The organism is Collinsella sp. AF20-14LB, from assembly GCF_003459505.1.
Taxonomy (GTDB): domain Bacteria; phylum Actinomycetota; class Coriobacteriia; order Coriobacteriales; family Coriobacteriaceae; genus Collinsella.
In genome coordinates this window covers 82,770-96,059 of sequence record NZ_QRWD01000005.1, presented here as the reverse complement: position 1 = coordinate 96,059, position 13,290 = coordinate 82,770, and the positions used below count along the sequence as shown (strand labels likewise).

General features: G+C 56.7%; 13 protein-coding genes. All 13 read right to left on the bottom strand.

What is annotated here, in order from left to right; all coding sequences use genetic code 11:
• Nucleotides 1-56 precede the first annotated feature (56 nt).
• Entirely contained in the window at nt 57-1,574 is a 1,518-nt protein-coding gene (locus DWX63_RS03880) for an FGGY-family carbohydrate kinase (RefSeq protein WP_117786629.1), read from the bottom strand.
• Nucleotides 1,575-1,580: 6 nt separating this feature from the next.
• Nucleotides 1,581-2,390 carry a BtpA/SgcQ family protein gene (locus DWX63_RS03875; RefSeq protein ID WP_117786628.1) on the bottom strand — a complete coding sequence of 270 codons (810 nt, stop codon included), beginning with the start codon at nt 2,388-2,390 and terminating at the stop codon, nt 1,581-1,583.
• Nucleotides 2,391-2,423: 33 nt separating this feature from the next.
• A complete protein-coding gene (locus tag DWX63_RS03870) occupies nt 2,424-2,852 on the bottom strand; it encodes a secondary thiamine-phosphate synthase enzyme YjbQ (RefSeq protein WP_117786627.1) in 429 nt (142 codons plus the stop codon).
• 2 nt (nt 2,853-2,854) lie between these two features.
• Nucleotides 2,855-3,715: an amidohydrolase family protein gene (locus DWX63_RS03865; RefSeq protein ID WP_233508867.1), complete on the bottom strand. Its 861-nt coding sequence runs from the start codon at nt 3,713-3,715 to the stop codon at nt 2,855-2,857.
• 27 nt (nt 3,716-3,742) lie between these two features.
• Nucleotides 3,743-4,543, bottom strand: a complete 801-nt coding sequence (gene frlD, locus DWX63_RS03860; RefSeq protein WP_117637477.1) for a fructoselysine 6-kinase — start codon at nt 4,541-4,543, stop codon at nt 3,743-3,745.
• Nucleotides 4,544-4,664: 121 nt separating this feature from the next.
• Entirely contained in the window at nt 4,665-5,528 is an 864-nt protein-coding gene (locus DWX63_RS03855) for a PfkB family carbohydrate kinase (RefSeq protein WP_035138847.1), read from the bottom strand.
• Between the two features lie 13 nt (nt 5,529-5,541).
• Nucleotides 5,542-6,510: an SIS domain-containing protein gene (locus DWX63_RS03850; protein WP_117786626.1), complete on the bottom strand. Its 969-nt coding sequence runs from the start codon at nt 6,508-6,510 to the stop codon at nt 5,542-5,544.
• 62 nt (nt 6,511-6,572) lie between these two features.
• A complete protein-coding gene (locus DWX63_RS03845; RefSeq protein WP_117786625.1) occupies nt 6,573-7,424 on the bottom strand; it encodes a sugar phosphate isomerase/epimerase in 852 nt (283 codons plus the stop codon).
• Between the two features lies 1 nt (nt 7,425).
• Nucleotides 7,426-9,009 carry an amidohydrolase gene (locus tag DWX63_RS03840; RefSeq protein WP_117842865.1) on the bottom strand — a complete coding sequence of 528 codons (1,584 nt, stop codon included), beginning with the start codon at nt 9,007-9,009 and terminating at the stop codon, nt 7,426-7,428.
• 9 nt (nt 9,010-9,018) lie between these two features.
• Nucleotides 9,019-10,482, bottom strand: coding sequence for a YfcC family protein (locus tag DWX63_RS03835; RefSeq protein WP_117786623.1), 1,464 nt, complete (start codon nt 10,480-10,482; stop codon nt 9,019-9,021).
• Between the two features lie 218 nt (nt 10,483-10,700).
• Nucleotides 10,701-11,444, bottom strand: a complete 744-nt coding sequence (locus DWX63_RS03830) for a GntR family transcriptional regulator (RefSeq protein WP_117786622.1) — start codon at nt 11,442-11,444, stop codon at nt 10,701-10,703.
• Nucleotides 11,445-11,594: 150 nt separating this feature from the next.
• On the bottom strand, nt 11,595-12,254 hold the full coding sequence (locus tag DWX63_RS03825) for an HAD family hydrolase (RefSeq protein WP_370215648.1): 660 nt from the start codon (nt 12,252-12,254) through the stop codon (nt 11,595-11,597).
• Nucleotides 12,255-12,317: 63 nt separating this feature from the next.
• Nucleotides 12,318-13,160, bottom strand: a complete 843-nt coding sequence (locus DWX63_RS03820) for a Cof-type HAD-IIB family hydrolase (RefSeq protein ID WP_199411081.1) — start codon at nt 13,158-13,160, stop codon at nt 12,318-12,320.
• Nucleotides 13,161-13,290: the final 130 nt, after the last annotated feature.

The following is a 13,290-nucleotide window of genomic DNA, read 5'->3' as shown; positions in this document are numbered from 1 at the left end:
GGACATGCGAATCGCACAACGCAGTCCCTATTGGAAGGCGGTACAGTTCGGCGGCATTACACCAATTCGTGCATGAGATCACGGTTGCGTGCATACAATTCGTCAAAGATATGACGACGCGACGCATATAACTCGTGGGCAGCCATATCGGGCACGATTGTTTGCGCAACGCCAAGGACTCGGGCGAGTTCATCCCATGATGCATAGGCGCCACCTGCGAGAGCTGCCATGATGGCATCACCGAAGCATGCGCCCACCGTAACCTTGGCAACCGAGACCTCGCGCCCGCATACGTCGGCGATAGCTTGCATCCAAACTGGATTCTTGGTTCCACCTCCGACAAGCATAATGCGCCCAATTAGCAGTCCATGCTCCCGCTCGATAATGTCGGCATGGGATGCAACGGTATACGCGACGCCTTCCAAGGCGGCGCGAACCATATGGGCTCGCGTATGCCTTCCGGTCAAGCCAAAGAAGACGCCACGCGCCTCGGGATCGTTGAGCGGAGTACGCTCCCCCGCAAAGTACGGCAGACACAGGAGCCCATCGGCACCCGGCGCCACGTCGGCGGCATCATGCGCCATAACCGAATATGCATCGGGGCCACCGTGGCCCTCGGCCTCTACGGCGTCGCGATACAGCTCTTGGCGCAGCCACGATGTGAGCGCACCCGCCGTATTGGTCCCCGCGCAGATCCCGTAAGTTCCGGGAATGATAAACGTCCCTGGCCACAGACGGGCATCATCGATCATATGATCAGCTAGGTAGATGAAATACGCCGTACTCCCCAACTGAACCATCATATCGCCGGGACGGAATACACCCGTCGAAATGGCCTCGGCACCAGAGTCGCCCGTTCCCACTAAGACAGGTGTCCCTGCCGCGAGCCCCGTCGCCTCAGCCGCACGCTGCGTAATCACCCCGGCAATATCGGTAGCCGACATTACCTCCGTCATCTGGTCAGGCCGGCAGAAACGAGCACATTCCCGAGCATCAACCTTCCAAGTGTAGCGGTCATATAGGGGAAGAAAATCCTCCGCCAAATAACGGTCCACCGTAAAACGCCCCGTCAACTTTGCGCACAGAAACGATGACGCCGTCAGGAACTTCGCGGCACGTTCGTGCACCTCGGGCATATTCTCCTTAAACCACAAGATCTTAGGAGCAATATCTGACGAACAGGGATCGTGCCCGAAAAGCTCGCGCGCGCGATCTGACCCATATTCGGAAAGAAGCTCGTCAATCTGCGGCTTCGAACGTGCATCGACTCCATACAAAATCGCGGGCGCCAGCGCGTTGCACTCGGTATCGACCGGCACACAGTCGCAACCCAATGCGGAAAGGCCCACGCATCCAATCTGTGCCGCGTTAACCCCCGATCGCGCCACCAGCTCGCGCGACAGGCGGCAAAAATCGCCCCACCAAACTGCCTCCGCATCATGCTGGTACCATCCGTCACACGGGTTGTCCGTCTCGTGTCCACAAGAGGCTTGGCAAACGATGTTGCATCGATCATCGATTAAAACGCCTTTAGAGGCGCTTGTCCCAATATCAATACCCAGATAGAGCGCCATAGGTGCCTACTCCCCTCGCGCCGTACGAGCGGCAGCCATAAAACGAGCTACCCGCTCAACATCAACCGGGGCATCCAGCTTTCCGTCGCGCTTTAAGCACGTGCCGACAAACGCGCCATCGTAGTGAGCAAATACGTCAGCCACGGTATTTTCGCGACAACCGGTGCCACATACCACGGGCACTTCGCCAACACGCTCGCGGACCTCATCGGCAAGCTCGCCCGAAGCGCCACGACCGGCAGCCGAACCGCCGATGACCATCGCATCCGGTAGGCAATTAAAGAGAAGTGAATCGGCAATGTCCGCAGTCGTGCGGTCGTTGAGATAAACCTCCCCCTCGCTCGTGATGAAGTGAAAAAGCTTGAGGTCGTCCAGGCGCAGCGCCGCCTTGCGACGCATGGTGTGAGCGAAATCTCGGTTAATCAGCCCGAGATCACCGGCCCAGGCACCGCAAAAATTGCAGCGCGTGAACTGCGCGTCGACGGCAGCGCACAGCTCGATTGTGGCATCACCATCGTAAATAGCTTCAGCTCCCCAAGGAGTCGACAGATCATGGGATAGAGCCCCGATTACATAGCCCATCGATGCAAGGGTTGAGGGAGAAACGTGCTGCTCATAGGGCATCGAGAGCTCATTGGTAATCAAAATGCCATCGACACCGCCCTGCTGCAACGCTTCGAGATCGCGCTTGGCGGCTTCCACGACCTGCGACACGCTTCCGCCCGGGTAATACAGTGGATCGCCCGGCAGAGGACGCAGGTGCAGCATTCCGATAACCGGCTTTTCGGTCTTGAACATCGAGGTTAGAAACGACATTACGTGCTCCTTCATAGGGTCATTGCAGGGACGTTACTCCCCCAGCACCTCGACGTACACCTTTCGCTTCTGCGGACCGTCAAACTCCGCAAGATAGATGTTCTGGGCACCTCCGCACACGATGTGGCCATCTTGGACGGGAAAGAAGCAACTGTTTCCACTAATCATGCTCTTGATATGCCCACAGGAGTTGTTACCGGTGGCTCCATAGCTCGGCAGGAAGTGTGCATGCGCATAGGGGGCATCGAGTGGAGCGATGCGATCAAGCGTCTCCATAAGATCCGTCTCCACGCAGGGCAGCCCCTCGTTTACCACGATTCCGCAGGTCGTATGCGACAAAATAATCGCCGCCAAGCCATTGGTCACCGAGCTGCGCTCGATGGCAGCGTGCACGTCCTCGGTAATATCGATGAACTGGTCCGGAGCAGTCGATAGATAGCTCAATGTCTCGAGCGTCACCATGTTCACTCATCCCCTTCAAGAAAACGCAGGGCATTACCCCAGTAGAGCCTTTCTCGCGCATCATCGCGCATGGGCACGGTATCGAGCGCCCGCTTGAGTTTGAATGCACGGAAGCGCGGCGTATTGCTGGCGAACATCACTTGGTGCGATAGCGCGCGCTCATACCACAGCGGCCCCATATCGACCGTGAAAAGACGCTGCATCATCTCCTCGGGCGAATCGATGTAAGTGATAGAGGTGTCCGCGTAGCAGTTGGGATACTTGAGCAGCATCGCCACGGTCTCGCGCACCCAGGGCCAGCCAAAATGGGTCAAACTAAAACGCACATTTGGATGCGTTGCGATTGTGTGCTCAAATGCAAGCGGGTTACTGCGCGAGAGCTCTGCGCCCGGCTCCCAAGACATACCGGCATGGAAAACCACCGGCTTGTTATAGCGCTCGCACAGTTCGTAAAGCGGCTCGGCCACAGCATCATCGGGGGCAAAACCCTGCTTTGCAGGATGCAGGCAAAGCCCCTTTGCCCCCAACTCGGTAAAGGCGCGCTCCAATTCGTCTGCGGCACCGCTCACCTGCGGGTCTACGCTCGCAAATCCCCACAGACGATCGGGATGTGCGGCAACCAGCATGGCAATCTGGTCATTGGTGCCAAAGTGCCCTCCGCATGCCGTGGTTACATCGAGCGGCATGAGCACGCTCTTCTGCACATCACAGACGTCCATCTCGACTTGAAGCTCATCCCAATCCATGGGGCCCATATGCCCCATACCAAATTCTCGTGACCAAAAACCGAATCCATCAGGCTCATCACCCGGCGTACAGATCTCACCGTAGAGCATAGGATGGACCAACATGTCGATAACCATTTCGTACTCCTTTCCAGGCATTTGACCCTAGTACGGCTCAAAAGAACCAATCACTCGGGACGACAGCTCAGCGCCCGCCTTCATACACGCCGGAATATCAAGGCCATCGATCACGCCCTTGGTAAACCCGGCGATATACGAGTCGCCGGCACCCACGGTATTAACGACCTTCTCCGCCGGCACGATCCCGCACTCATAGAAGCGCTCACCGTCATAGGCAATGCTTCCCTTCTCGCCAAGCGTGGCAACCGCAACGCGCGGCCCCAATTCCTGCGCGTGACGTACCCAGTCTCGTAGCTCCGGAGTGTCATCTTCAAACGACATAAATGCGTAGTCAACGTAGGGAAAATGATTCTCGCAGGCATATTCGGGATCCTGGCTGAACACCGAGAAGTCCATAACCACCGTCTTGCCCGCATCATGCCACTCGGGCAGGAGGTCCAAACAATTGCCAAACAGGTCGGTATGGATGATGTCATGCTCTAGGATAAACGCCCGGTCGTCTTCATTCGGTCGATATGTCTCCATTACGCCATCGATTGCCTCGAGATGCACACGATCGACGCCGTCTTTCAATGCCATGAGCATCACCGAAGTGTCGCCATCCTCCACCCGCAGGTGTGAGATATCGAACCCCTCAGCGGCCAGCGCCTCCCTCATCTTGTCTCCGTACTCGTCCTTGCCGACAACCGACACGGCGGATACCGAAACGCCCATTCGTGCAAGATGGATACCCCAGTCAATGCCGTTGCCAGTCGGATAGAACACGCCGATGTTTTGATAGACGTCCGCGCAGCAAAAACCAGCCGCACACGCTTTAATACCCATACTCTTCTCCAATGTTCAAAAGGGGACCCACCACATAACGAGCCCCCTTTTCGCGTTTCGCTTATTGTTTTGCATCGGCTATCCAAGGCCTCATAGCCAGACCGCCGTACGCTTTCTTAAGCTATTCGACGATTGGTGCTCCGTGACCCCAAGAACCTTCCATGCCGCACACGGTCGAGGCAAACCCGGCAGCAAAATCGAGCGCGCGCTCGATGGCCTCGGCGCCATCCTCACCACGCTTGGCGGAATCGAGATAGCACATCAAAAACGAGGTGAGGAACGAGTCGCCCGCCCCCATGGTGTCCTTCATGTCCGTTACCGGTTTAGCCAGCTGGCGGTAATAACGCTCGCCGTCGTAAGCAATGCAGCCCTCGGCGCCCGCCGTAGCCGACACAAAACGCGGACCCAGGCCCTTCACCCATGCCAGACGCTCGCGAATCTCGTCCTCACTCGCGGCATCCGCCGCACTAAAGAAAGCAAAATCGACGTAGGGCGCAATCTGCTCGTAGTACTCGTCGGTGGAGTCGTCCGAAAAGTCAAAAGAGACCGTGACGCCCGCAGCCTTCAACTTGGGCAGCTCGCGCTCGGTAAAACAATAGTTGCCCGAATGAACCACATCGAACTGCTTCATGTACGAAAGGTCAAAGCGATCGAGGACATAGCGCGCATCGCCACGGATACCGCCCTCGTTGGAGCCGAGGAAGACACGGTCACCGTCAACGACGGTCACGCGAGCCGCTCCGTTCTCGCCAATCATCTGCTCGCACTTGTCAAGTTCGATACCCTCATCCTCGAGGCTTGCAATGACATGCTCGGCAGCGGCGTCATTGCCAAAAATGCCCATGTATGCGGAGCGTGCGGCACCGCATTTCTTGGCATAAACGGCGAAGTTCACCGCGTTGCCGCCAGGATACATGGTGTGGATATGCTCGTAGCGGTCGACGACGTTGTCGCCAAATCCGAGCGCGTTAACGTTAAATGCCATGGTATTTACCCTTCTAGTACTCGACGACGCCCATGTAGCGACGGAAATCGGGATCATGGTCAAACACCTTGCCGCGTGCGGCACGCAGCTCGCAGTTCATGGCGTAGAACAGCACCGAGTCCAGATAGGCACGGACGCTCGCCGGCACGGCTTCCATACCGTACTCCTTGGCATCGAGCACCATCAGCGTATCGGTATGCGTCTTAAGGAACGCCAGGGCGCGCTCGTCCATAGCACGGCACTCGCTGGAGCCCATCTGCAGGAAGTAAAAAACGCCATCCTGAGTAGCCTCGAAGGGGCCATGGAAGTACTCGGCAGAGTGGATGTAGCTGCAGTGCTGCCACTGCATCTCCATAAGAGAGCAGATAGCGAAACCGTAGGTCTGGCTAAAGTTGGGACCGCTGCCCAGAATATAGAAGAACTCATGCTCCTGGCAAAGCTTGGCAAAACGATCGCCCAGCTCGGCATTTACCTTCTCGCGTGCCGGGGGAAGAATCTTATCCATCTCGGCGATACCGGCATACATATCGGCAAGATCGACGTAGCCCTCCTGCTGATCGAGCAGCTCTGCCGCAAGCGACAGCGAAATGCCAGCGGGGACCTCGGCCTGCGGCACACCCTCGCCCCACGGGTAGACCCACGTGGTCCACTTGCCAGAGTCAATCTTGGATCCAGCGTTGTCGGTCTGGGCGATCACCGTAGCGCCGGCGGCAAGGGCGATCTCACAGCCCTCGACGACCTCGGGGGTGTTGCCACTGTGGCTGCAGGCAATGACCAGGGATTTCTCACCCAAGCGGCGCGGACGCATGATATCAAACTCGCGAGCCGTATAGATATACGAAGTGAAGGTGGTTGCCTCGCGCTGCAGAAGCTCATGAGCCGGGATCAAATCGATCATGGAGCCACCGCAAGCAATCCAGTAGACGCTGTCGAACTTGCCCTTCTCGGCAATTGCCTCTTTGATCAGATCGTGTGCGTTCATATCCAGTTCCTTTCTTGTTTAGTCCGCAATCAATGACGTTGGCTGCGTGGCCGATAGTTGTTTTAGTCAATCAGATATTTCTCGAATGCGGCCATGTTCTTGGCATCTGCCGCCGCCGGGTCATCGTAGTAACGGCCGTCCGTGATTTCCTGGCCCAGCATGCCGTCGAAACCATGGGCGTTGAGTGTGGCGACGAAGGCGTCCATATCGTGCTTGCCATCGCCCCACACCAGATGGCCATACGGGTCGCCGTCGATAAAGTGCATCTCGTGAATTGCCCCATCACCAAAGGCGGCAAACCAGTCCTCGAGCGTCTCGCCCGCAACGCCCATCGCGGTTGTATCAACCATGGGCTGTAAGTACGGGCTCGCGACCTCGTCAATCATGCGCTTCGCATCGGAAACCGTCGTCACAAGGTTGCTCTCCTCGGGACGCAGGCTTTCCATCGTAAGCACCAGACCGTGCTCGCCGGCATACTCCGCCAGAATGGACAAGTGCTCGCGGCTGCGCTTCCAGGCGTCCTCGCGGTCCTCGTCCCAGTCGCCCCAGCCCGAGTTGACGGACATACGGTCGCACCCAAGTACCTCGGCAAGCTCAATGCCGTGCTTAAAGTACGCCAGGCTGCGCTGTTCATGCAGCGGTTTGCGTGCGCAGTACTGCCAAGGATAGACAACATTCTCGGGGCACAGAGTACGATACCTAAGCCCACGGTCTGCAGCCTTTTTCGCCAGGACCTCAGCCTCAAAGTAGCCCGTATGGTCGAGTGTCACATGCGGCTCTGCACACCACAGCTCAATGGACTCAAAGCCCAAACGCTGCTGCACATCAAGGAAGTAATCGAGCGACCACATGATGTAGTGGATATTCATGCCCGCAATCTGTTCGCGGCGCAGCGTCGGTTTGGATTCAGACATCTTATGCCTCCTTATTTCGATCGAACACGATTTGTCCGTCCGACATCGTCATATCAACCGAAAGATCGCGTGCGTCGCGATAATCGAGGTCGAACACATCCCGATCGAGCACGCAGATATCGGCAAGCTTGCCGACCTCGAGCGTACCCAGTTCGTCTTCGCGCATCAGATCGTACGCGCCCCCGGCAGTCCAAGCGCGCAAGAGCTCGACAAGTGTCAGCGCGTTGGCCTCATTCACGGGCAGTCCATCGTCGAAGTATCCGCCGCACGCGCTGTAGATTGACTCGCCCAGGCTCGGAATCAGCAGCGGCAAATCCGTACCACAGCACACCGTGCATCCGGAATCTTCCATGCCGCGGCGATTCCAGCTGTGCAAAAGTCGCGTCTCGCCAATTTGTCGACGCATCATCGACAGGCAATCCTCGCGCCGGTCCAGCGTCAAAATCTGCGGATAGACCTCGCAAATTCCACCTAACTTGCCAAACTCGACAAGATCGGTCGGATCAGAGTTCTCGAGATCGGTAATCGCATGGCGGCGAAGCAACCGTCCATGCTCGTCTCGAGGCAGCGAGGCATAGAGCGCCACGGTGCGACGAACGGCGCCATCGCCCTGGCAATGCAAGGAATATCGGAAGCCGTCAGCATCAATTGCGCGCAGCTCGTTCTCAATCAGATCCCACTCGGGCTCCTCGACAACCGTCTTGCCGGCAGCGCCCGCATCGGCCGTGTCCTCATAGGGGTCAATCATCTCGGCAAGCCCCGCCCATACGCCGCGATCGGTCATACGGTTGAAGCCAGAAAAACGAACGAACGGACCCCGGAAGCGCTCTCGTGCCTCGCGAGCATATGACAGATTTGCACCGGCACCCACCGGCTGCGACATCATAGAGACGCGAACCGTCAGCTCACCAGATTCCTCACGGCGAGCCATTTCGTCGGCAAAACCGTAGTAGTCATCAAACGCCATCTCCTTGATGGCGGTAACGCCGCGCTCGTTAAGCATGCCCATGTAGTCCGAATACCCCGCACGTACCTCGGGCAGCGCGAGGAAATCGCTCATCATGCGCCAGATCTTCTCGGCATAGCACGCCTGGGGTGTGAAGCCGTATCGCGCACTGGCGGCAGCATTGAGAACGCAGGTCTCCGCACCCGGTGTAAAGCAGACGACAGGGATATCGCCAAAACAATCGTCAAACACAGCTGCCGTATTTGCGTTCTCGGCATCCGATGCCAACGTTTCGGGCAGGTTGTGGCCAAAAGCCGCCGCGCAATCCGGATGATCTTCTTTCCATGCACGCAAGAGCGACACGGCCTCTTTGGCATCGGCGATGCCGGACAGACCAGACCCCAACGTCCGCAGCGCCCAACCTGTATAGAAGGTATGCACATCGATCAGGCCAGGCATGACGGTGCGGTCGCCCAGGTCAACCACCTCGTCCGCCTGGGTCAAATACGAAGCTACCTCACACTTGGTGCCAACCGCCTCAATTCGATTGTCACGGACCGCTACGAAACCTTCAAACGGCAGGTCCCCCGTACCGGTAAAGACACTCTTAGACGTCAGGACCGTCAAACGATCGGACATTATAATCACCTACGCCGGAAGCATGCCAGAAATGGCAGTAATGACCAAGCCAAACACGACCATGAAGATGAAGAACTTCCAAATGGTCTTCCACCATTGGCCAAACGAAATTTTAGCCACGCCAAGGCCGGCAACCGTCATGCCTGCCACGGGACTGATGGTGTTGATGGTCTGGTTGGCAAACTGGAGCGCGGTAACGGCCGCCTCGGGATTGAGGCCCATGAGCTCGGTCAGGGGGCCCATAACGGGCATGGTGAGTGCCGCCAGGCCAGAACTCGAGGGAACCAGCAAAGAGAGCAGGCCAAGGACGATATACATAAACGTGGTGTAGACGGCGGCGGGTGCACCGGCGAGCGCAGTAGCGAGCGCCTGGAGGATGGTGTCGATGATCATGCCGCCCTCGGCGATGACCAGAATACCGCGAGCAATACCGATAACGATGGCGGCGTACGCAAAGTCGGCGAGACCTTTAACGAACTCCTCAGCAATCGTCTGCTGGTCAAGACCGCCCAGGATACCGGCAAGCAAGCCCATGCCAAGGAACACGGCGGAAATCTCATTCATGTACCAACCCTGGGTAACAAGACCCCAGACGATAATGCCCATACCGCAAGCAAAATCGATAAGCACGAGCTTCTGACGGGTAGTGAACTCTTCCTCGATGGAGACATCGGTCACGGAAAACTCGATACGCTTGAGCTTATCGTCCTCGTACGTAATGGACGACTCGGGGTTTTTCTTGACGCGCATGGCGTAGCGCATAGCCCATGCGATACCGGCGGCAGTGAAGATGACCCAAGAAACGGCGCGCAGCCACAGTTGCGGATTGCCCTCGATGCCAATGATGCCCTGGGCGATCAAAACATTAAACGGGTCGATGGTCGAAGCACAATATCCCAGGTTAGGACCAAGGAAGCAGATGATGAATGCCGTCATCGAGTCATAACCGATACCCATCATGATGGGAATGAAGATGGCATAGAACGGCAGGGCTTCCTCAGACATACCAAACGTGGTGCCGCAAATGGACAGCAACGTCATCGTGATGGGAATGATGAGGATGTCCTTGTTCTTGAGCTTTTTAATCACACGGCTCATGCCGGCATTCAAAGCGTTGGTCTTGGTGATGATTGCGAACGACCCGCCAATCAATAAGACGAACGCAACGACGTCGGCAGCCTCCTGGATGCCCTTAGTGGGCGCTTGCAGGACCGCGAAGATATCCTGACCCAGATTGATGGTCTCGCCGGTCTCGGAATCGGTGTAGTTCTTATCGACCTGTTCATAGGTTCCAGCAACGGCGACTTCACGCTCGCCCGCCGCTGTCGAAATCATCTTGCGCTGATACTGACCAGAGGGAACGATCCAAGTCAAGACCGCAAAGACAACGATCAGCAAGAACATGATCGTATAGACATGCGGTAATTTGAACTTAAAACGTCTGTTTGTCTTCTTCGCCTTCGTATCTGACATAGATACCTCCAAAGAACTCGAGACTGCATCGCATCTCGCCTCAACGTTTGCACAAGGCAAACGTTCTATGACGTTCTATAGATTACCAGCAGCTTTTCTCGTCATCAAGATAATTTCAAACTGATTGCCGCAACGCGGTTGAACGGTTGCGTTTGCGCCGTGAACGGTATGAAAACGCCCGGTGAGATGATTCACCGGGCGTTTCCATACGCAATGTCCTAGATGTCAAAAACGTAGCGAGACCCAACGATCCGCTGACGACCGATGATAAACGGCCGCCGCTGCTCATCGAAAAAGAAGGCTTCCATATAAAACAAGGGTTCGCCAACGGGAACTGCCAACAACCGAGCGACCTCGGGCGACGCGCACGCGATCTCAAGCGTGCATGGGTCGGTAAACGCGGGCGTGCGGCCCGTCCGGTTGCGCACGAACTCAAAAATGGATTGGTTAGATAGAGGTGCCGTTGATAGATAGGCGTTGTCCTCGTAAACATATATGTTGTTCTCGAGCATGACAGGGACGCCATCGGCAGTACGCACGCGCTCAACGCAGATCAAGTCAGTTCCAACGGGAACACCAAAGAACTGTGCTTCGGTGGAATCCGCCGGCAGTATCTTTCTCGAAATGACACGCGCCCCCGGTTCCATTCCGTTTACGCGGCATGCGTCCGAAAAACTCTGGACGTCATCCTTCTGGCGAATCTTGCGTTTGAGCTTGGGGGCATTGACAAACGTGCCTTTCCCTTGTCGCTTCGTTAGATAGCCCTGTTGGACGAGCTCCTCAATAGCGCGTCGCACGGTAACGCGGCCAACTTTATAGCTCTCAGCCAATTCGAATTCGTTGGGTATCCGCGCGCCTGCCTTGTAGGCACCGGAGTTGATTTCGTTTTTGATGATATCGATAACCTGTTGGTACAGCGGTATCGCTGCTTTACCGTCAGTTAGCCCTTCAGTCGGTGGCATATACCCTCTCCAAGCACAATTAAGTCTAAAACGGGCTTAGGGGCATTCAACAAGTCCTTAAGCCCGCATTAGCTTAAAGTATGCTAGGTGTCGCACCAAAATGTCGGCTATTTACTCATCAGACCCGAAAAACGCGCAACTACCGCGCTCCTAAGAAAGCGTGAGCAGCTCCGGCAGCTGGTCGATAATCTTGTCCGCGGCATCCTGGCTAAAGCCAAAGCGCTCCTCGCGCTTGGCAATGACCGTCAGGCCGGCTCGCTTACCCGCGGTAATGCCCGGAACGGAATCCTCAACGCAGCAGCAGCGATTCGCGGGCAGCCCCAGCAGGTCCAGCGCATGCAGGTAGATATCGGGCTCGGGCTTGCTCTCCTTAAACTGTTCGCCGCTCACCACGTACTCAAAGGCATCCGACAGACCACATGCATCGAGTACTTCCTCGATGCTGTCCATGGGAGACGAACTCGCCAACGCCACGCGAACGCCGCGGCGCGGCAACTCTCGAATCGTATCCACAGCGCCCGGGTTAATCAAAGCCTGATAGTCGCGCGGACGCTTATGCGCCCACTCGTCCCAACGGGCCAACGCTTCCTCGCCAGTGAAGCGCCCTTTACCGGCGCGCTCAAGCCAATCGACCAGCATATGCAGGAAGAACTGATGCGAGGTACCGACCTGTCCATTCAACTCCTCTTGAGTCAGATTCAACCCAAGCTCCTTGGCAAACGCGGCAGTCTCCCCCAGGTAGTAATACTCGGTATCGACGATGACGCCGTCCATGTCAAAGATAACGGCGTCGAACGGAAATGCGGACACGGCACCCTCCCTAACAAAAGGGCGCCTGTAAGCAGGCGCCCGAACCATGCATTATCGGCGATTCTAACCCAGCAGCTTATCCAGCGCCACCGCAATACCGTCTTCATTGTTATTGGCGGTCACCATCTGGGCCACGGCCTTAACCTCGTCAACCGCGTTGCCCATGGCAACACCGGTGCCGGCCCACTCAATCATGGACTTGTCGTTCTGGCCGTCGCCAAACGATACGACCTCACTGGCATCGATGCCGAGCTTAGACAGGGCACCCTCGAGTGCGCGGGCCTTGTCGATACCGGGCGCCGTGTACTCAAAGTACCAGTCGGCCGTAAACATGCCCGACAGCGTCTGGGTAAAGGGCGCATACATTTCCTCGTAATGCGCCTGCAGGTAGGTCGGATCGCCCGCCGTCAGCAGCTTGTCCACGGGATAAGTATCCACGACCTCATGCAAGCTCTCGACCTCGCGGATCTTAAGATCGCAGGCATCGCGCTCGTATTTGACGATATTCTTCTGCGAGCCGTCCGGCAGCGTAATCATGCAGCGGTACGAATCCTCAACATGCAGGTCGCGTCCGAGCGAAATCATAGGAATCACGTCAAAATTGCGCAGATGATCAATCAGACGGTGCAGTTCGTCAGCCGGCATGGCCTGATCAAATAGGACCTCATCGGTCTGAGCGTCGACCACGTGCGCGCCATTAAAGGCAACTAGCAGACCATCATGGTTTTGAAGGTCGAGCTCCTGCGCCAAGGCGTGCAGCCCCCATGCAGGACGACCCGAAGCCAAGATGAGCTTAATGCCCGACTCCTGCGCAGCGAGCAGCTTCTCGCACGTACGCGGGCTGATGACCTTTTGGTCGTTGGTGAGTGTACCGTCGATATCCATTGCGATGGCTTTGATTGCCATATATGCCTCCCTATCATTGAACAACCTTGTCTGAGCCATCATACAGAACACCCACGGCGGCTCTGTCTGCAACGGGTAAAAAGTCATATTGTCCCGAACATGAACGGCGCGCCTTCGACGATTGCGATGC